This window comes from Enterobacter sp. CFEC122 (genome assembly GCF_052983755.1).
Map to the genome: position 1 here is coordinate 137,938 of NZ_JBRIQR010000004.1, position 18,874 is coordinate 156,811.

Sequence of the window (18,874 nt, forward strand, 5' to 3'; positions counted from 1 at the left end):
GCATGTCGTAAATTAACATGATCGGCTTAACGTGACTAAAGTACGTAATTGCGTTCTTGATGCACTTTCCATCAACGTCAACAACATCATTAGCTTGGTCTTGGGTACTTTCCCTTTGGACCCGACAGTGTCAAAAACGGCTGTCATCCTAACCATTTTAACAGCAACATAACAGGCTAAGTGACACCAGACACCCAATAAAACTACGCTTCGTTGACATATATCAAGTTCAATTGTAGCACGTTAACAGTTTGATGAAATCATCGTAGCCGAATGCTAGCCTTTGTCACAATTTTTCAATAAACCAACTAGTTGCGGACATTGATTTATAAACGAAGCGAATCCAATCAGAATAGAGCATTCATGTTACTATTATCATTATAAAACATAGGGATAATAGTGTTCTGTTAACATTCTAACTGATTGTTCAGACACAGAATAGTTTAGCGTTTTTAATTTGTTATGAAACGCTATTTCGGTGATTTGTGTTGCAATTTTGTAAATTCGCGCTGCGTAATATGTTGAAGTGCATCACATTTTTACCGGCTAACTGATTAAAAAGAGAGCATAAATGCATCTGTCGATTGTACTGGTTGCACCAGCCAGAGCAGAAAATATAGGCGCAGCGGCGCGTGCGATGAAGACCATGGGTTTTACCGATTTACGTATTGTGGACAGCACGGCCCATCTGGAGCCAGCCGCCCGGTGGGTGGCGCACGGTTCGGGAGATATTCTCGATAATATAACCACTTACGCTACGCTTGCCGACGCGCTGCATGACATTTCGTTTACCGTTGCAACCACCGCGCGCAGCCGGGCGAAGTTCCACTATTACGCCACGCCTGCTGAACTGGTACCCATGCTCGAAGAGAAAAGCCAGTGGCTGGAGAAAGCCGCGCTGGTATTTGGACGTGAAGATTCCGGATTAACCAACGAAGAGCTGGAATTGGCGGACGTTCTTACCGGTGCGCCGATGGTGGCCGATTATCCTTCCCTGAATTTGGGCCAGGCGGTCATGGTCTATTGCTATCAATTAGCCTCCCTAATGCAAATCCCTCAACCTCAGCCAGAAGCGGCAAATGAAAATCAGCTGGCCGCGCTGCGAACTCGCGTGCAGGGGCTGTTATCGAGCCTTGGCGTCGCGGACGATCAGAAAATGGCCGACTGGCTGCAGCAGCGTCTTGGTCGTCTTGAGCAACGGGACACCGCCATGTTGCACCGTTTGCTGCACGATATTGAAAAAAAATTGGCCGAGTAAAATACTGCCATAAGTTTTTATTATGGCGAATAAGTCTGTCTGAACGGGTTGCGTTTGGGGGAATTGGATGAAAATAAAGCGGTACGCAGCGGGACGTGAGAGTCTTCCGAAATGTGATCAAATTAAAAATCCATTGACTTAAGGGGCCCGATCCTTTAACCCTAAAAGAATACAGCACAGACAGATAATAATGACAGAGTACACAACATCCATGAAACGCATCAGCATCACCACCATTACCACAACCATCATCATTACCACAGGTAACGATGCGGGCTGACGCGTACAGGAAAAACAGAAAAAAGCCCGCACCTGAACAGTGCGGGCTTTTTTTTCGGCTAAAGGAAACGAGGTAGAACCATGCGAGTGTTGAAGTTCGGCGGTACATCAGTGGCAAATGCAGAACGTTTTCTGCGTGTTGCCGATATCCTGGAAAGCAACGCCAGGCAGGGGCAGGTTGCGACCGTGCTCTCTGCCCCGGCAAAAATCACGAACCATCTGGTGGCGATGATTGAAAAAACCATCGGTGGCCAGGATGCACTTCCGAACATCAGCGACGCAGAGCGTATCTTCGCTGACTTACTGCAAGGCCTGGCAGAAGCGCTGCCTGGCTTCCCGCATGCGCAGCTGAAGTCTTTTGTTGAACAAGAATTCGCGCAAATTAAACATGTCCTGCACGGCATCAGCCTTCTCGGTCAGTGCCCGGACAGCATCAATGCAGCGCTGATTTGTCGCGGTGAAAAACTCTCTATCGCCATCATGGCCGGCGTGCTGGAAGCGCGCGGCCATAGCGTGACCGTGATCGAACCCGTTGAAAAACTGCTGGCGGTGGGCCACTACCTCGAATCCACCGTTGATATTGCCGAATCAACCCGCCGTATCGCCGCCAGCAAAATTCCCGCTGACCACATGATCCTGATGGCAGGCTTCACCGCCGGTAACGAGAAGGGCGAGCTGGTGGTGCTGGGCCGTAACGGTTCCGACTACTCCGCCGCCGTGCTGGCCGCCTGCTTACGCGCGGACTGTTGTGAGATCTGGACTGATGTTGACGGCGTGTATACCTGCGATCCGCGCCAGGTACCGGACGCCAGGCTGCTGAAGTCGATGTCGTACCAGGAAGCGATGGAGCTTTCCTACTTCGGCGCCAAAGTACTTCACCCGCGTACCATTTCCCCGATTGCCCAGTTCCAGATCCCTTGCCTGATTAAAAACACCGGTAACCCGCAGGCGCCGGGTACGCTGATTGGCGCGAGTACCGATGAGGACGGACTGCCGGTGAAAGGCATCTCCAACCTGAACAACATGGCGATGTTCAGCGTCTCGGGTCCGGGGATGAAAGGGATGGTCGGCATGGCGGCACGCGTGTTTGCGGCCATGTCCCGCAACGGTATTTCGGTGGTGCTGATCACCCAGTCTTCCTCCGAGTACAGCATCAGCTTCTGCGTGCCGCAGGCTGACTGCCTTCGCGCCCGCCGCGCGCTGGAGGAAGAGTTCTATCTGGAGCTGAAAGAAGAATTGCTGGAGCCACTCGCGATTCAGGAGCGTCTGGCGATCATCTCCGTGGTGGGCGACGGTATGCGCACCCTGCGCGGTATCTCCGCCAAATTCTTTGCCGCGCTGGCGCGCGCCAATATCAATATCGTGGCGATTGCCCAGGGCTCGTCAGAGCGTTCAATTTCTGTTGTTGTGGATAACGACGATGCCACCACCGGCGTTCGTGTGGTTCACCAGATGCTGTTCAACACCGATCAGGTCATCGAGCTGTTCCTGATTGGCGTGGGCGGCGTCGGCGGCGCGCTGCTGGAGCAGGTGAAGCGTCAGCAGGAATGGCTTAAGAAGAAACACATCGACCTGCGCGTCTGCGGGATCGCGAATTCCAGAGCGCTGCTGACCAACGTCCACGGCCTGAACCTGGAAAACTGGCAGGCCGAGATGAATGAGGCAAAAGAGCCGTTCAACCTGGGTCGCCTGATCCGTCTGGTAAAAGAGTATCATCTGCTTAACCCGGTCATCGTCGACTGTACCTCGAACCAGGCGGTGGCCGACCAGTACGCGGACTTCCTGCGCGAAGGTTTCCACGTGGTGACGCCGAACAAAAAGGCCAACACCTCGTCGATGGATTACTATCACCAGCTGCGCCTGGCAGCGAGCAAGTCGCGCCGCAAGTTCCTCTACGACACCAACGTGGGGGCGGGCCTGCCGGTTATCGAGAACCTGCAGAACCTGCTTAACGCGGGCGATGAGCTGCAGCGTTTCTCCGGCATTCTCTCCGGCTCGCTGTCGTTTATCTTCGGCAAGCTGGACGAAGGAATGAGCCTCTCGGAGGCCACCCGCGCCGCGCGCGAGCTGGGCTATACCGAGCCGGATCCGCGTGACGACCTTTCCGGTATGGACGTGGCGCGCAAGCTGCTGATCCTCGCGCGCGAAACGGGCCGTGAGCTTGAGCTTTCCGATATTGTGATTGAGCCGGTCCTGCCGGCAGAATTTGACAGCAGCGGTGACGTCAGCGCCTTTATGGCCAGGCTGCCGCAGCTTGACGACGCGTTTGCCGCCCGCGTGGCGAAAGCCCGTGATGAAGGTAAGGTATTGCGCTATGTTGGCAACATTGAAGAAGATGGCGTGTGCCGGGTGAAGATTGCCGAAGTGGATGGCAACGACCCGCTGTACAAAGTCAAAAACGGCGAAAACGCCCTCGCGTTTTACAGCCACTATTATCAGCCACTGCCGCTGGTGCTTCGCGGCTATGGCGCAGGGAACGATGTTACGGCGGCGGGTGTCTTTGCCGATCTGCTGCGTACCCTGTCATGGAAGTTAGGAGTTTAACATGGTCAAAGTTTATGCCCCGGCTTCCAGCGCGAATATGAGCGTCGGATTTGACGTGCTGGGTGCGGCGGTGACGCCGGTGGACGGTTCGCTGCTGGGCGATACGGTGACGGTGGAAGCGGCAGACAGCTTCAGCCTGAATAACGTGGGCCGCTTCGCCAGCAAACTGCCGTCTGAGCCACGCGAGAATATCGTCTATCAGTGCTGGGAGCGTTTCTGTCAGGAGATCGGTAAAAACGTGCCGGTTGCCATGACGCTGGAAAAAAGTATGCCGATTGGCTCCGGGCTGGGTTCCAGCGCCTGCTCGGTGGTCGCCGCGCTGGTGGCGATGAACGAGCACTGCGGCAAGCCGCTGAACAACAACCGCCTGCTTGCCTTAATGGGCGAGCTGGAAGGGCGTATCTCCGGCAGCATTCATTATGACAACGTCGCGCCATGCTTCCTCGGCGGCATGCAGCTGATGATCGAAGAAAATGGCATCATCAGCCAGCAGGTGCCAGGGTTTGATGAGTGGCTGTGGGTGTTGGCCTATCCGGGTATCAAGGTATCAACCGCGGAAGCGCGTGCGATCCTGCCCGCGCAGTATCGTCGTCAGGACTGTATTGCCCACGGGCGTCATCTGGCGGGCTTTATCCACGCCTGCTACACCCGCCAGCCGCAGCTGGCGGCCAAACTGATGAAGGACGTCATTGCCGAACCGTACCGCACGAAGCTGCTGCCCGGCTTTAACGAGGCGCGACAGGCATCAATGGATATCGGCGCGCAGGCGTGCGGCATCTCCGGCTCCGGCCCGACGCTGTTCGCCCTGTGCGACAAGCCTGACACTGCGCAGCGCGTGGCGGACTGGCTCTCTAAACACTACCTGCAAAATCAGGAAGGCTTTGTTCATATTTGCCGTCTGGACACGGCTGGCGCACGAGTACTGGGATAATTAATGAAACTCTACAACCTTAAAGATCATAACGAGCAGGTCAGCTTCGCGCAGGCGGTGACTCAGGGACTGGGCAAAAATCAGGGGCTGTTTTTCCCGCATGACCTGCCGGAATTCCAGCTGACCGAGATTGATGACCTGCTGAAGCAGGATTTTGTCACCCGCAGCACCAAAATTCTGTCCGCGTTTATCGGCGATGAAATTCCGCAGGAGCTGCTGGAAGAGCGCGTACGCGCGGCATTCGCCTTCCCGGCGCCGGTTCAGCAGGTTGAGCCTGATGTTGGCTGCCTGGAGCTGTTCCACGGTCCGACGCTGGCGTTCAAAGACTTCGGCGGCCGCTTTATGGCGCAGATGCTGACCCACATCAGTGGCGACAAGCCGGTGACCATCCTGACCGCGACCTCCGGGGATACCGGCGCGGCGGTAGCCCACGCGTTTTACGGCCTGAAAAACGTCCGCGTGGTGATCCTCTATCCGAAAGGCAAAATCAGCCCGCTGCAGGAGAAACTGTTCTGCACCCTCGGCGGCAACATTGAAACCGTGGCAATTGACGGTGATTTCGATGCCTGCCAGGCGCTGGTCAAGCAGGCCTTCGACGACGAAGAGCTGAAGGTGGCGCTGGGTCTGAACTCCGCCAACTCCATCAACATCAGCCGTCTGCTGGCGCAGATCTGCTACTACTTCGAAGCGGTGGCGCAGCTGCCGCAGGACGCGCGTAACCAGCTGGTGATCTCCGTGCCGAGCGGTAACTTCGGTGACCTGACGGCAGGCCTGCTGGCGAAATCCCTGGGGCTGCCGGTGAAACGCTTTATCGCCGCCACCAACGCCAATGACACCGTGCCGCGCTTCCTGAAAGACGGGAAGTGGGCGCCGAACGCCACGCAGGCGACCCTCTCCAATGCGATGGATGTGTCTCAGCCGAACAACTGGCCGCGCGTGGAAGAGCTGTTCCGCCGTAAGATCTGGCGTCTGGGCGACCTGGGCTATGCTGCGGTGACGGATGAAACCACCAAATCCACCATGCGCGAGCTGAAGGCGGTGGGGTATACCTCTGAACCGCACGCGGCGATTGCTTACCGCGCGCTGCGCGATCAGCTTAATCCGGGTGAATACGGCCTGTTCCTGGGAACCGCACATCCGGCGAAGTTCAAAGAGAGCGTGGAGGCGATCCTGGGCGAAACGCTGCCGCTGCCGAAAGAACTGGCCGAGCGTGCCGACCTGCCGCTGCTGTCCCATGAGCTGCCGGCGGACTTTGCGGCGCTGCGTAAGCTGATGATGACCCGCGCGTGATTTTTGTCGGGTGCGGCTACGCCTTACCCGACCTACAACTGATGATGACGCGTGCGTGATTGTATTGCCCGGTGGCGGCTTCGCCTTACCGGGCCAACAAAGACGAACAAACCGTAGGCCGGGTAAGCGAAGCGCCACCCGGCTTTTTTTGTGAAGAAATTAAGGAGAAAAATAGCAGGGAAAAAGCAGAAATTCTCAATAAATGCGGTCACTTAGCGTTTAGGATTGCAGAGAATAACATCCCCCGTTCCCCTCGCGTACTCTCCTTACAACGGCCCACGTTGGGCAACGATAATAAGGAGTCACCGATGTCAAAACTGAAACCTGCGCTGATTGCGCTTTCACTGATGCTGGTCGCTCCCATGGCGGTTCAGGCATCTGAAATTACCCTCGTACCTGCGGTCAAACTGCAGATTGGCGACCGGGATAATAACGGGCACTACTGGGACGGTGGCCGCTGGCGCGACCATGACTGGTGGAAGGCGCATTATGACTGGCGCGATAACCGCTGGCGTCCTCACGATGAGCATCGCGAGCATGACCATCATCATGACGATCATCGTCCAGGTCCGGACTGGAAACACCACTAATGCAAAACCCCGCCAGCCGGCGGGGTTTGTTTTTACTGCTCGTGGCGCTTAAACACCAGTTCGCCTTTCCCCGACGCTTCTTCGTCAAAGAAATAGCCTTCGCTGTTGAAGGCGGTTAGCTGCTCCGGCTTCGTCAGGCGGTTCTGAATGATGTAGCGGCTCATCAGACCGCGCGCTTTCTTGGCGTAGAAGCTGATCACTTTGAACTTGCCGTTTTTCTCGTCGAGGAACACCGGCTTGATGATGTCGGCATCCAGCTTTTTCGGCTTCACCGACTTGTAGTATTCATCGGACGCCAGGTTAATCACTACGTTATCGCCCTGCGCGCGCAGCGCCGCATTCAGCTTATCGGTGATGATATCGCCCCAGAAATGGTACAGGTCTTTGCCTTTGGCATTCTCCAGACGAATCCCCATCTCCAGACGGTACGGCTGCATCAGATCCAGCGGGCGCAGTACGCCGTACAGGCCCGACAGCATGCGCAGATGCTGCTGGGCAAAATCAAAATCGGCTTCGCTAAAATCTTCCGCCTGCAGGCCGGTGTACACGTCGCCTTTAAATGCCAGAATCGCCTGACGAGCGTTAGCCGGGGTGAAATCCGGGTGCCACTCGTGAAAGCGGGTCGCGTTCAAATCGGCCAGCTTGTCGCTGATGCTCATCAGCGAGGCGATTTGCGGTGCTGAGAGCTTACGCGCTTCGCGGATCAGCTGTTGCGAGTAGTCCAGCAGTTCAGGCTGGGTATAGCGCTCGGTGGCGAGCGGGCTCTGGTAGTCGAGCGTTTTTGCAGGTGAAATCAGAATCAGCATATCCAGTCCTTGCAGGAAATTTAGAGCGACTTTAGCAAAAAATCGCCCTGAATTGATCGATAGCTGTTATTGCCGTGGCAAATCATCCCACGTGCCGGGGGCAAGCTGCGCCTTGATATCGGGATAGCGGGCGGGATCAAAGACCGGCGGAACGCCGAGTTTGCGCTGGCGCAGATAGTCTCTGGCAATCAGGGTAACCACGGGCGAGAGCAGCAGGATCGCCGTGAGGTTAGTGATTGCCATCAGCGCCATAATGATATCGGCCAGCTGCCAGACCAGCGGCATACTGAGCAGGGAGCCTGCTACCACCATCAGGATAACCCCAAGACGCAGGGTTCCGATCGCGGCGCGGGAGTCGAGTTTCAGGAAAATAAGGTTATTTTCGGCGTAGAGGTAATTCACCACAATCGAGCTGAAGGCAAACAAGATCAGGATGAGAGAGACAAATCCGGCTCCCCAGCCGCCGGTCAGGGTCACCAGCGCCTGCTGGAGAAGCTGTATCCCGACGGTTCCCGACGCGTGGGGTACGGGGCCTGCCAGCAGCAAAATCATGGCGCTGGCGGAACAGATAATAATGGTATCGGTAAAGACGCCAATCATCTGCACAATGCCTTGTGCGGCTGGGTGTGGCGGCCAGGAAGAGGCGGCGGCTGCCGCATTGGGGGTTGACCCCATACCGGCTTCATTGGAGAACATGCCCCGCTGAAAACCCGCCATCAGCGCCTGGCTGAAGGTGTAGCCCAGCGCGCCGGATGCCGCTTCGCGCCAGCCAAAGGCGCTTTTGACGATGGTGGCAAGCACGCCCGGCACCTGGTCGAGATGCAGTGCGGCGACGAACAGGCTCGCGGCAACCCAGAGCAGCGCCATAATGGGCACCAGCCACTGCATCAGGCGAGCGATACCCTTGAGACCGAATGAAATGGTAAGCAGAACGATCGAAGCTAAAGCGAGACCCGCGAGCCACTCGGGGCAGGAGAAGGCATAGCGCATGGCATGGGCGACCGAGTTCGCCTGGACGGTATTAAAAATAAGACCGTACGCGAGCAGTAAAAAAAGCGAGAACAGGACGCCCATCCAGCGCATCCCCAGGCCACGCGCCATGTACCAGGCTGGACCACCGCGAAACTGGCCGCGCTTATCTTTCTCTTTGTAGAGTTGCGCAAGCGAACTTTCGGCAAAGGAGGTGGCCATACCGAGAAGTGCCGTCATCCACATCCAGAAGACCGCGCCTGGCCCACCGGCGCTGATGGCCAGTGCTACCCCCGCCAGATTCCCGCTGCCCAGGCGTGCCGCAAGGCTGGTACAGAGCGCCTGAAACGACGTTAATCCGCCCGGCTGGGGCGTGACGCTGTTTTTCAGACTTCTGCCAAACTTGCGAATATAGCGAAACTGGATAAACCCACTGCGTAGCGTAAACCAAATACCTGCTCCCAGAAGCAGGTAAATCATTATCGAACCCCAGAGGACTTCGTTAATAAAGAAAAAGAAATCAGGCATTAACGTCCCTCTTGTTGATGCCAACGTGAATATGTAAGCGCTACCACTGATTGGGCATGCTGTTGCTTAGCAGCCTGTTAATATTCTGAGTTTATCATACTCTGCCTAAGCGCACTGTCTGCGGTTGCGCTACCCTTCCGTCGTGTTATCATCAGGGCAGACCGGTTACATCCCCCTAACAAGTAAACCTGTCATTTTTCCGCTGCAGGCATGCTGTCGGTAGCGTGAATTATCCAGGGCACGTTAAAAGAGAAACACTATCATGACGGATAAATTGACCTCCCTTCGTCAGTTCACCACTGTCGTAGCTGACACCGGAGATATCGCGGCAATGAAGCTGTACCAGCCGCAGGATGCCACAACCAACCCTTCTCTGATCCTTAACGCCGCACAGATCCCTGAGTATCGCAAACTGATTGACGAGGCTGTGACCTGGGCGAAAGCGCAGAGCAACGACCGCGCGCAGCAGGTTGTGGACGCTACTGATAAACTGGCCGTGAACATCGGTCTGGAGATCCTGAAACTGGTTCCGGGCCGTATCTCTACCGAAGTGGACGCGCGTCTCTCCTACGACACCGAAGCGTCTATCGCGAAAGCAAAACGTCTGATCAAACTGTACAACGATGCGGGCATCAGCAACGATCGTATCCTGATCAAACTGGCTTCTACCTGGCAGGGTATCCGCGCGGCAGAGCAGCTGGAAAAAGAGGGTATCAACTGTAACCTGACCCTGCTGTTCTCCTTCGCACAGGCGCGTGCATGTGCAGAAGCTGGCGTATACCTGATTTCTCCGTTCGTGGGCCGTATTCTGGACTGGTACAAAGCCAACACCGATAAGAAAGAGTACGCACCGGCTGAAGATCCAGGCGTGATTTCTGTGACTGAAATCTACGAATACTACAAACAGCATGGCTATGAGACCGTGGTTATGGGCGCAAGCTTCCGTAACGTCGGTGAAATCATCGAGCTGGCTGGCTGTGACCGCCTGACCATCGCGCCTGCACTGCTGAAAGAGCTGGCTGAAAGCGAAGGTACTCTGGAGCGTAAACTGTCCTACACCGGTGAAGTGAAAGCACGCCCAGAGCGCATCACTGAATCCGAGTTCCTGTGGCAGCACAACCAGGATCCAATGGCGGTAGACAAGCTGGCGGACGGTATCCGTAAGTTTGCTGTTGACCAGGAAAAACTGGAAAAAATGATCGGCGACCTGCTGTAATCATTCCGCGTGACCGGGCTCCCGGTCACGCGACTGCTTTCGTACCCTGTCTGAATTTCCTCTCTGCGTGTATCATTCCCTTTAATCATTACTCTTTGAATGGAATGGATATGAATACCTTACGCATCGGCTTAGTGTCGATTTCTGACCGCGCCTCCAGCGGTGTTTACCAGGATAAAGGCATCCCCGCTCTGGAAGCGTGGCTGGCCAGTGCACTGACTACCCCGTTTGAGATCCAGACTCGCCTGATTCCCGACGAACAGCCGATTATCGAGCAGACCCTGTGTGAGCTGGTGGATGAGATGAGCTGTCACCTGGTGTTAACCACCGGCGGAACCGGGCCCGCGCGCCGTGATGTGACGCCGGACGCGACGCTGGCGATTGCCGATCGTGAAATGCCGGGCTTCGGCGAACAGATGCGCCAGATCAGTCTACACTTTGTCCCGACGGCCATTCTTTCCCGCCAGGTAGGGGTGATCCGCAAGCAGGCGTTGATTCTGAACCTGCCGGGCCAGCCGAAGTCGATCAAAGAGACGCTGGAAGGGCTAAAAGCGGAAGACGGCAGCGTCATCGTTCACGGCATCTTTGCAAGTGTACCGTATTGTATACAGCTGCTTGACGGCCCGTATGTCGAAACCGATGAGAAAGTGGTAGCAGCTTTTCGTCCTAAAAACGCGCGTCGCGAAACAATCTCCTGAAATTAATCAATATGTGACATAAGCTGAAGCGGCGATAGCGTGGTAACGGTTTTACGGTATAGTAATTTTTTCTTTACGATTGCTGTAAAAATAAATCCACAATACACGCATAATGGTTCGCTATGTCACATAACGCCCGACCTCTGAATCGACAGGACTACAAAACCCTCACGCTCGCGGCCTTAGGCGGTGCGCTGGAGTTTTACGACTTCATTATCTTCGTCTTCTTCGCTGCCGTAGTGGGGGAGCTCTTCTTCCCGGCCGATATACCGGAGTGGCTGCGTCAGGTGCAAACCTTCGGCATTTTTGCTGCCGGGTATCTGGCGCGTCCGCTGGGCGGCATTATCATGGCCCACTTTGGCGATCTGGTCGGGCGTAAAAAGATGTTTACCCTCAGCATCCTGCTGATGGCAGTCCCCACGCTGGCCATTGGTCTGCTGCCCACCTATGCCTCGATGGGCATTCTCGCGCCGTTGCTGCTGTTGCTGATGCGCGTGCTTCAGGGCGCGGCGATTGGCGGTGAAGTGCCGGGCGCGTGGGTGTTTGTCGCAGAGCATGTTCCGGCGCGCCGCATTGGTATCGCCTGCGGAACCTTAACCGCGGGGCTGACCATCGGGATCCTGCTCGGCTCGGTGGTCGCCACCATTGTGAATACCAGCATGACGCAGCAGGCCGTACACGACTGGGGCTGGCGTATTCCGTTCCTGCTGGGTGGGGCGTTTGGCCTGGTGGCGATGTACCTGCGCCGCTGGCTGCAGGAGACACCGATTTTCCTGGAGATGCAGCAGCGTAAAGCGCTGGCGCAGGAGCTGCCGGTGAAGGCGGTTGTGGTACGTCATAAAAAGGCGGTGGTGGTGTCGATGCTGCTCACCTGGCTACTCTCGGCCGGGATTGTGGTGGTGATATTGATGTCTCCGGTGTGGCTGCAAAAGCAATACGGTTTCGCCCCAGCCGTGACGCTACAGGCAAACAGTATTGCGACAATCATGCTCTGCTTTGGCTGTCTGGCCGCCGGGCTGGCGGCAGATCGTTTCGGGGCCAGCGTTACCTTTATTGTCGGCAGCCTGTTACTGGCCGCTTCAAGCTGGGCGTTTTACCATCTGGCTGGCAGCCATCCTGAACAGTTGTTCCTGCTGTACGGCGTGGTAGGGTTGTGCGTGGGCGTTGTCGGCGCGGTGCCTTACGTCATGGTGCGCGCGTTCCCGCCGGAGGTTCGCTTCACCGGGATCTCATTTTCCTACAACGTGTCGTATGCCATTTTCGGTGGGCTGACGCCGATTGCGGTGACGGTCCTGATGAGCGTCTCTCCCATGGCTCCGGCCTGGTACGTGCTGGCGCTGTCGGTGATGGGGCTGGTATTGGGATTTTGGCTTCGTCAGGCGGGGGGATGTCGTGCCCGCGAGGCGGGCACGACAGAGGGATCAGTGTTTTTCACCAATCGGTAGAACGGTGCGGTCAAACTGCTCGTTCAGCACTTCACCCATTGCCAGGTAGATAGCGCTTGCGCCGCAAACCAGACCAATCCAGCCGGCAACGTGAACGATGCCTTCGTTATCCACCAGGTGACCGATTGCCAGCAGGGCAAACAGCACGGTCAGGCTCAGGAAGACGAACTGCAGCATGCGGTTGCCTTTCAGGGTACCGAAGAACATGAACAGGGTGAAGACGCCCCACAGGCCCAGGTAGACGCCCAGGAAGTGGGCGTTTGCCGCGTCTGCCATGCCCATTTTAGGCAGCAGCAGAATGGCGACCAGGGTCAGCCAGAAAGAACCGTAAGAGGTGAAGGCGGTTAAGCCGAAGGTATTGCCTTTCTTATATTCCAGCAGGCCCGCAAAGATTTGCGCGATACCGCCATAAAAAATGCCCATCGCCAGGATGATGCCATCCATCGGGAACATCCCGATATTGTGCAGGTTCAGCAGAATAGTGGTCATGCCAAAACCCATCAGGCCCAGCGGAGCCGGATTAGCCAACTTAGTGTTGCCCATAAGTCCTCAAAAAAATCATCATTAATATGGTGAAATGGTTAAACCCGCGTCAGTTCTCCCTGACGGGGCGCGGCATCATAATGGGCGCAATCGATGGCGTCTATGATCTCATCAGGGTGAAATTAAAATTTTTTTTATGCTTGCCCCTTGATGGATGCCGTCGCGACCCCATCTTGTAGTCAACCGCAGTGTGTGGACCTGAAAAAAATCAAATCTGGGCAGTTGAAAAAGCACGTTCTGCCCTTATTACAGGTACACAACCACATGTTGACTGAATTTTTAGTGGAGACGTTTAGATGGGTAAAATTATTGGTATCGACCTGGGTACTACCAACTCTTGTGTAGCGATTATGGATGGCACTACTGCACGCGTGCTGGAGAACGCCGAGGGCGATCGCACCACGCCTTCTATCATTGCTTATACCCAGGACGGTGAAACTCTGGTTGGTCAGCCGGCTAAACGTCAGGCAGTGACAAACCCGCAAAACACTCTGTTTGCGATTAAACGCCTGATCGGTCGCCGCTTCCAGGACGAAGAAGTTCAGCGTGACGTTTCCATCATGCCTTACAAAATCATCGCGGCAGATAACGGCGATGCATGGCTTGATGTGAAAGGCACCAAAACAGCACCACCGCAGATTTCTGCTGAAGTGCTGAAAAAAATGAAGAAAACCGCAGAAGATTACCTGGGTGAGCCGGTAACTGAAGCTGTTATCACCGTTCCTGCCTACTTCAACGATGCTCAGCGTCAGGCAACCAAAGATGCTGGCCGTATCGCAGGTCTGGAAGTAAAACGTATCATCAACGAACCAACCGCGGCTGCTCTGGCTTACGGTCTGGATAAAGAAGTCGGCAACCGTACTATCGCGGTTTACGACCTGGGTGGTGGTACCTTCGATATCTCTATTATCGAAATCGACGAAGTTGACGGCGAAAAAACCTTCGAAGTTCTGGCAACCAACGGTGATACCCACCTAGGTGGTGAAGACTTCGATACCCGTCTGATCAACTACCTCGTTGACGAGTTCAAGAAAGATCAGGGCATTGACCTGCGTAACGATCCGCTGGCTATGCAGCGCCTGAAAGAAGCCGCTGAGAAAGCGAAGATCGAACTGTCTTCCGCTCAGCAGACCGACGTGAACCTGCCGTACATCACTGCAGACGCGACCGGTCCTAAACACATGAACATCAAAGTGACCCGTGCGAAACTGGAAAGCCTGGTAGAAGACCTGGTGAACCGTTCTATCGAGCCGCTGAAAGTTGCTCTGCAGGACGCTGGCCTGTCCGTGTCTGATATCAACGACGTTATCCTCGTTGGTGGCCAGACCCGTATGCCAATGGTGCAGAAGAAAGTGGCTGAGTTCTTTGGTAAAGAGCCACGTAAAGACGTTAACCCGGACGAAGCAGTGGCTATCGGTGCTGCGGTTCAGGGTGGCGTACTGACCGGTGAAGTGAAAGACGTACTGCTGCTGGACGTTACCCCGCTGTCTCTGGGTATCGAAACCATGGGCGGTGTGATGACTGCGCTCATCAACAAAAACACCACCATCCCAACCAAGCACAGCCAGGTGTTCTCTACCGCTGAAGACAACCAGTCTGCGGTAACCATCCATGTGCTGCAGGGTGAGCGTAAGCGTGCGGCAGATAACAAATCTCTGGGTCAGTTCAACCTGGACGGTATTAACCCGGCACCGCGCGGCATGCCACAGATCGAAGTCACCTTCGACATCGATGCTGACGGTATCCTGCACGTGTCTGCGAAAGACAAAAACAGCGGTAAAGAGCAGAAGATCACCATCAAGGCATCTTCTGGTCTGAACGAGGCGGAAATCGAAAAAATGGTTCGCGATGCCGAAGCTAACGCGGAATCCGACCGTAAGTTCGAAGAGCTGGTTCAGACCCGCAACCAGGGTGACCATCTGCTGCACAGCACCCGTAAGCAGGTTGAAGAAGCAGGCGATAAACTGCCAGCGGAAGACAAGACTGCTATCGAAGCTGCACTAAGTGCGCTGGAATCCTCACTGAAAGGTGAAGATAAAGCGGACATCGAAGCGAAGATGCAGGAACTGGCACAGGCTTCTCAGAAGCTGATGGAAATCGCTCAGCAGCAGCACGCTCAACAGCAGGCGGGCGCTGACGCTTCGGCGAACAATGCGAAAGACGACGACGTTGTCGACGCTGAGTTCGAAGAAGTTAAAGATAAAAAATAATCGCCCTGATGCAGGGTAATTAATCGGCACGGGCGTAGGAGAACTCTCCACGCCCGTGCTCGCATGTTAAGGGGCTTAAAAAAACCAATGGCAAAGCAAGACTATTACGAGATTTTAGGCGTTCCGAAAACTGCGGAAGAGCGTGAAATCAAAAAGGCGTATAAGCGCCTGGCCATGAAATTCCACCCGGACCGTAATCAGGGTGACAAAGAGGCTGAAGCCAAATTTAAAGAGATCAAAGAAGCCTACGAAGTCCTGACCGATGCACAAAAACGTGCGGCCTATGACCAGTACGGTCACGCAGCCTTTGAACAGGGCGGCATGGGCGGCGGTGGATTCGGTGGCGGCGGCTTTGGCGGCGGTGCCGACTTCAGCGATATCTTTGGCGATGTCTTCGGCGACATCTTCGGCGGTGGGCGTGGTCGTCAGCGCGCGGCGCGCGGCGCGGACCTGCGCTACAACATGGATCTGACGCTGGAAGAGGCCGTTCGCGGTGTTACCAAAGAGATCCGTATTCCGACGCTGGAAGAGTGTGACGTCTGCCACGGCAGCGGCGCGAAAGCGGGTACCCAGCCTCAGACCTGTCCAACCTGTCACGGCTCCGGCCAGGTCCAGATGCGTCAGGGCTTCTTCGCGGTACAGCAGGCCTGTCCGCACTGTCACGGTCGCGGTACGCTGATTAAAGATCCGTGCACCAAATGCCACGGCCACGGTCGCGTTGAGAAAACCAAGACCCTGTCCGTTAAAATCCCGGCTGGCGTGGATACGGGCGACCGCATCCGTCTGGCGGGTGAGGGTGAAGCTGGCGAACACGGCGCACCGGCAGGCGATCTGTACGTTCAGGTGCAGGTGAAACAGCACGCTATCTTCGAGCGCGAAGGGAACAACCTGTACTGTGAAGTGCCGATCAACTTCGCGATGGCGGCTCTCGGCGGCGAAATCGAAGTGCCGACGCTGGATGGTCGCGTCAATCTGAAGATCCCGGGCGAGACCCAGACCGGTAAGCTGTTCCGCATGCGCGGGAAAGGCGTTAAATCCGTTCGCGGTGGTGCGCAGGGCGACCTGCTGTGCCGCGTCGTCGTGGAAACGCCGGTTGGCCTGAACGATAAGCAGAAACAGCTGCTGAAAGAGTTGCAGGAAAGCTTTGGTGGTCCGACGGGTGAGAAAAACAGCCCGCGTTCCAAAAGCTTCTTCGATGGCGTCAAAAAATTCTTCGATGATTTGACCCGCTAATCCGTTAGCTGGTTTTTATCTTCAAAAAGCCCGGAAGCGATTCCGGGCTTTTTTTATTTACGGTTATTGCTCGGTAAAAGTGAATCTATACTCAATATTAATCTGTTTTTGCCAAGCTATTTGGCTTGGTATTATGGTTTTATCGAGGTATTGTTGTAAAAGAGAGAACTTAAATGAAATTACTACACCGTTTCTTTAGCAGTGAGGCGTCCGGTGGCGTGCTCCTGATTATTGCCGCAGCGGCCGCGATGGTGCTGGCTAATCTTGGCATCACGCGGGATCTCTATCATGCATTTCTGGAAACGCCCGTTGAGCTGAAGGTCGGGGCGCTGGAAATTAACAAGAACATGCTGCTGTGGATCAACGATGCGCTGATGGCGGTGTTCTTCCTGCTGGTGGGGCTTGAAGTTAAGCGCGAGCTGGTGCTGGGCTCGCTTGCCAGCCGCCAGCGCGCGGCGTTCCCGGTCATTGCCGCGCTCGGTGGGATGGTGGTGCCGGCGCTGCTCTTCCTGGCGTTCACCTGGCAGGATCCGGTTGTACGTCACGGCTGGGCGATCCCGGCCGCGACGGATATCGCCTTTGCGCTCGGGGTGCTGGCCTTGCTGGGAAGTCGCGTGCCGGTTGCCCTGAAAATCTTCCTGATGGCGCTGGCGATCATCGATGATCTTGGCGCCATTGTGATTATCGCGCTGTTCTACACCAGCGATCTGTCGATCCTGTCTCTGAGCGTGGCTGCCGGAGCGATTGCGGTGCTGGCGCTGCTGAACATCTTTAATGTGCGCCGCATCGGTATCTACATCCTCGTGGGGATGGTGCTGTGGACGGCGGTGCTGAAATCCGGCGTGCACGCCACGCTGGCTGGGGTGATCGTCGGCTTCTTCGTGCCGCTTAAGCCGCAGGACGGCAAGTCGCCGGCCAAACAGCTGGAGCATGTACTGCACCCGTGGGTCGCCTTTATGATCCTGCCCCTGTTTGCGTTTGCCAATGCCGGGGTTTCGCTGGGCGGCGTGACGCTGGACGGGCTGACGTCCGTGCTGCCGCTGGGCATTATTGCCGGTCTGTTTATCGGTAAGCCGCTGGGTATTAGCCTCTTTTGCTGGCTGGCGACGAAACTGAAGCTGGCGTCATTGCCGCACGGCACCACGTTTAAGCAGATTATGGCCGTCGGCGTGCTGTGTGGAATAGGATTTACGATGTCGATCTTTATCTCGACGCTGGCATTTGGCGCGCATGCGCCTGAGCTGATCGTCTGGGCGAAACTCGGCATTCTCATCGGGTCATTACTGGCCGCCGTAATTGGTTATACCTTGTTGAAGGTGAAATTGTCCGGACAGGCCGTCCAGGCATAACGGAACACCGGGAGGAGGCGATCCTTCTCCCGAAACACACTCAAGGAGCGAAGACGCGATGTCTCATTTGAATTACAACCATCTTTACTACTTCTGGCACGTCTATAGACAGGGCTCGGTGGTCGGGGCTGCAGAGGCGCTCTACCTGACGCCGCAAACCATCACCGGGCAAATCAAGGCGCTGGAAGAACGTTTGCAGGGCAAGCTGTTCAAGCGTAAGGGGCGCGGGATTGAACCCAGCGAGCTGGGTGAGTTGGTTTTCCGCTACGCGGACAAAATGTTTACCCTTAGCCAGGAGATGCTGGATATCGTCAACTACCGCAAAGAGTCGAACCTGCTCTTTGATGTTGGCGTGGCGGATGCGCTGTCCAAACGGCTGGTGAGCGGCGTGCTGGATGCGGCGGTGGTTGAAGATGAACAAATCCACCTGCGCTGCTTTGAATCCACCCACGAGATGCTGCTGGAACAGCTGAGCCAGCACAAGCTGGACATGATTATCTCGGATTGTCCGATCGACTCGACGCAGCAGGAAGGGCTGTTCTCGGTGAAAATTGGGGAATGCGGCGTGAGCTTCTGGTGCATTAATCCGCCGCCGGAGAAACCCTTCCCGGCCTGCCTGGAAGAGCGCCGACTGCTGGTGCCGGGAAGACGTTCCATGCTGGGGCGCAAGCTCCTGAACTGGTTTAACTCGCAGGGGCTGAACGTGGAAATCCTCGGCGAATTTGACGATGCGGCGCTGATGAAAGCCTTTGGTGAAGCCCACAACGCCATCTTCGTTGCGCCGACGCTCTACGCGCACGATCTCTATTCGGACGACAAGATTACGGAGATAGGCAGAGTGGATAACGTGATGGAGGAGTATCACGCCATCTTTGCTGAAAGGATGATTCAGCATCCGGCGGTACAGCGAATCTGTAACCGTGACTACTCGGCGCTGTTTACGCCACCGACAATCTGAAGATATAAAAAAACCCGCGTTAAGCGG

Annotated in this window: 17 protein-coding genes and 1 other annotated feature; of the genes, 14 read left to right on the forward strand and 3 right to left on the reverse strand. The window is 55.7% G+C overall.

The window, feature by feature from the left end; all coding sequences use genetic code 11:
• The first annotated feature begins 31 nt into the window (after window positions 1-31).
• The 7 genes from yjjY (at window position 32) to ACVCAM_RS05055 (ending at window position 6,892) form a co-directional block, all read left to right on the forward strand.
• Complete coding sequence (yjjY, locus tag ACVCAM_RS05025; RefSeq protein ID WP_085928893.1) at window positions 32-172, forward strand: YjjY family protein; 141 nt, start codon at window positions 32-34, stop codon at window positions 170-172.
• A 399-nt stretch (window positions 173-571) separates the two neighbouring features.
• Window positions 572-1,258 (forward strand): tRNA/rRNA methyltransferase, encoded by a 687-nt coding sequence (locus tag ACVCAM_RS05030; protein WP_008502053.1) that lies wholly within the window; start codon window positions 572-574, stop codon window positions 1,256-1,258.
• Window positions 1,259-1,469: 211 nt separating this feature from the next.
• Complete coding sequence (gene thrL, locus ACVCAM_RS05035) at window positions 1,470-1,538, forward strand: thr operon leader peptide (protein WP_015572623.1); 69 nt, start codon at window positions 1,470-1,472, stop codon at window positions 1,536-1,538.
• Window positions 1,477-1,594 (forward strand) — a sequence feature (Thr leader region). Its footprint overlaps the gene before it by 62 nt.
• A gap of 24 nt (window positions 1,595-1,618) precedes the next feature.
• Complete coding sequence (gene thrA, locus ACVCAM_RS05040) at window positions 1,619-4,081, forward strand: bifunctional aspartate kinase/homoserine dehydrogenase I (RefSeq protein WP_407223046.1); 2,463 nt, start codon at window positions 1,619-1,621, stop codon at window positions 4,079-4,081.
• Window position 4,082: 1 nt separating this feature from the next.
• A complete protein-coding gene (thrB, locus tag ACVCAM_RS05045; RefSeq protein WP_021240567.1) occupies window positions 4,083-5,012 on the forward strand; it encodes a homoserine kinase in 930 nt (309 codons plus the stop codon).
• A gap of 3 nt (window positions 5,013-5,015) precedes the next feature.
• A complete protein-coding gene (gene thrC, locus ACVCAM_RS05050; protein WP_023345407.1) occupies window positions 5,016-6,302 on the forward strand; it encodes a threonine synthase in 1,287 nt (428 codons plus the stop codon).
• Window positions 6,303-6,610: 308 nt separating this feature from the next.
• Window positions 6,611-6,892, forward strand: coding sequence for a DUF2502 domain-containing protein (locus tag ACVCAM_RS05055; protein ID WP_025912144.1), 282 nt, complete (start codon window positions 6,611-6,613; stop codon window positions 6,890-6,892).
• Window positions 6,893-6,924: 32 nt separating this feature from the next.
• Here ACVCAM_RS05055 and yaaA read toward each other — a convergent pair whose 3' ends face one another.
• Both yaaA and ACVCAM_RS05065 read right to left on the reverse strand, forming a co-directional pair.
• Window positions 6,925-7,698 carry a peroxide stress protein YaaA gene (gene yaaA, locus ACVCAM_RS05060; protein WP_021240562.1) on the reverse strand — a complete coding sequence of 258 codons (774 nt, stop codon included), beginning with the start codon at window positions 7,696-7,698 and terminating at the stop codon, window positions 6,925-6,927.
• Window positions 7,699-7,764: 66 nt separating this feature from the next.
• Window positions 7,765-9,195: an alanine/glycine:cation symporter family protein gene (locus ACVCAM_RS05065; protein WP_222665141.1), complete on the reverse strand. Its 1,431-nt coding sequence runs from the start codon at window positions 9,193-9,195 to the stop codon at window positions 7,765-7,767.
• A 262-nt stretch (window positions 9,196-9,457) separates the two neighbouring features.
• Here ACVCAM_RS05065 and tal point away from each other — a divergent pair, with 262 nt between their 5' ends.
• The 3 genes from tal to ACVCAM_RS05080 all read left to right on the forward strand — a co-directional run bounded on the left by tal (window position 9,458) and on the right by ACVCAM_RS05080 (window position 12,554).
• On the forward strand, window positions 9,458-10,411 hold the full coding sequence (gene tal / locus ACVCAM_RS05070) for a transaldolase (protein ID WP_008502045.1): 954 nt from the start codon (window positions 9,458-9,460) through the stop codon (window positions 10,409-10,411).
• Window positions 10,412-10,521: 110 nt separating this feature from the next.
• Window positions 10,522-11,109 (forward strand): molybdopterin adenylyltransferase, encoded by a 588-nt coding sequence (mog, locus tag ACVCAM_RS05075; protein ID WP_008502044.1) that lies wholly within the window; start codon window positions 10,522-10,524, stop codon window positions 11,107-11,109.
• Window positions 11,110-11,231: 122 nt separating this feature from the next.
• Window positions 11,232-12,554 (forward strand): MFS transporter, encoded by a 1,323-nt coding sequence (locus tag ACVCAM_RS05080; protein ID WP_348581699.1) that lies wholly within the window; start codon window positions 11,232-11,234, stop codon window positions 12,552-12,554.
• Here ACVCAM_RS05080 and satP read toward each other — a convergent pair.
• A complete protein-coding gene (gene satP, locus ACVCAM_RS05085; protein ID WP_008502042.1) occupies window positions 12,531-13,097 on the reverse strand; it encodes an acetate uptake transporter in 567 nt (188 codons plus the stop codon). The genes ACVCAM_RS05080 and satP overlap by 24 nt on opposite strands.
• Before the next feature lie 296 nt (window positions 13,098-13,393).
• Between satP and dnaK the strand changes: the two genes are divergently transcribed.
• The 4 genes from dnaK to nhaR all read left to right on the forward strand — a co-directional run bounded on the left by dnaK (window position 13,394) and on the right by nhaR (window position 18,847).
• Complete coding sequence (gene dnaK / locus ACVCAM_RS05090; RefSeq protein WP_008502041.1) at window positions 13,394-15,307, forward strand: molecular chaperone DnaK; 1,914 nt, start codon at window positions 13,394-13,396, stop codon at window positions 15,305-15,307.
• Between the two features lie 87 nt (window positions 15,308-15,394).
• Complete coding sequence (gene dnaJ, locus ACVCAM_RS05095; protein WP_008502040.1) at window positions 15,395-16,540, forward strand: molecular chaperone DnaJ; 1,146 nt, start codon at window positions 15,395-15,397, stop codon at window positions 16,538-16,540.
• Between the two features lie 173 nt (window positions 16,541-16,713).
• Window positions 16,714-17,889: a Na+/H+ antiporter NhaA gene (gene nhaA, locus ACVCAM_RS05100; RefSeq protein WP_407223047.1), complete on the forward strand. Its 1,176-nt coding sequence runs from the start codon at window positions 16,714-16,716 to the stop codon at window positions 17,887-17,889.
• A 58-nt stretch (window positions 17,890-17,947) separates the two neighbouring features.
• Entirely contained in the window at window positions 17,948-18,847 is a 900-nt protein-coding gene (gene nhaR, locus ACVCAM_RS05105) for a transcriptional activator NhaR (protein ID WP_219288901.1), read from the forward strand.
• The last annotated feature ends 27 nt before the right edge of the window (window positions 18,848-18,874 follow it).

What these genes read in the sequence shown, in the direction of transcription:
- ACVCAM_RS05030 (WP_008502053.1), top strand. Translation starts at nt 572, where the DNA reads ATGCATCTGTCGATTGTACTGGTTGCACCAGCCAGAGCAGAAAATATA.
- thrA (WP_407223046.1), top strand. Translation starts at nt 1,619, where the DNA reads ATGCGAGTGTTGAAGTTCGGCGGTACATCAGTGGCAAATGCAGAACGT.
- thrB (WP_021240567.1), top strand. Translation starts at nt 4,083, where the DNA reads ATGGTCAAAGTTTATGCCCCGGCTTCCAGCGCGAATATGAGCGTCGGA.
- thrC (WP_023345407.1), top strand. Translation starts at nt 5,016, where the DNA reads ATGAAACTCTACAACCTTAAAGATCATAACGAGCAGGTCAGCTTCGCG.
- ACVCAM_RS05055 (WP_025912144.1), top strand. Translation starts at nt 6,611, where the DNA reads ATGTCAAAACTGAAACCTGCGCTGATTGCGCTTTCACTGATGCTGGTC.
- yaaA (WP_021240562.1), bottom strand. Translation starts at nt 7,698, where the DNA reads ATGCTGATTCTGATTTCACCTGCAAAAACGCTCGACTACCAGAGCCCG.
- ACVCAM_RS05065 (WP_222665141.1), bottom strand. Translation starts at nt 9,195, where the DNA reads ATGCCTGATTTCTTTTTCTTTATTAACGAAGTCCTCTGGGGTTCGATA.
- tal (WP_008502045.1), top strand. Translation starts at nt 9,458, where the DNA reads ATGACGGATAAATTGACCTCCCTTCGTCAGTTCACCACTGTCGTAGCT.
- mog (WP_008502044.1), top strand. Translation starts at nt 10,522, where the DNA reads ATGAATACCTTACGCATCGGCTTAGTGTCGATTTCTGACCGCGCCTCC.
- ACVCAM_RS05080 (WP_348581699.1), top strand. Translation starts at nt 11,232, where the DNA reads ATGTCACATAACGCCCGACCTCTGAATCGACAGGACTACAAAACCCTC.
- satP (WP_008502042.1), bottom strand. Translation starts at nt 13,097, where the DNA reads ATGGGCAACACTAAGTTGGCTAATCCGGCTCCGCTGGGCCTGATGGGT.
- dnaK (WP_008502041.1), top strand. Translation starts at nt 13,394, where the DNA reads ATGGGTAAAATTATTGGTATCGACCTGGGTACTACCAACTCTTGTGTA.
- dnaJ (WP_008502040.1), top strand. Translation starts at nt 15,395, where the DNA reads ATGGCAAAGCAAGACTATTACGAGATTTTAGGCGTTCCGAAAACTGCG.
- nhaA (WP_407223047.1), top strand. Translation starts at nt 16,714, where the DNA reads ATGAAATTACTACACCGTTTCTTTAGCAGTGAGGCGTCCGGTGGCGTG.
- nhaR (WP_219288901.1), top strand. Translation starts at nt 17,948, where the DNA reads ATGTCTCATTTGAATTACAACCATCTTTACTACTTCTGGCACGTCTAT.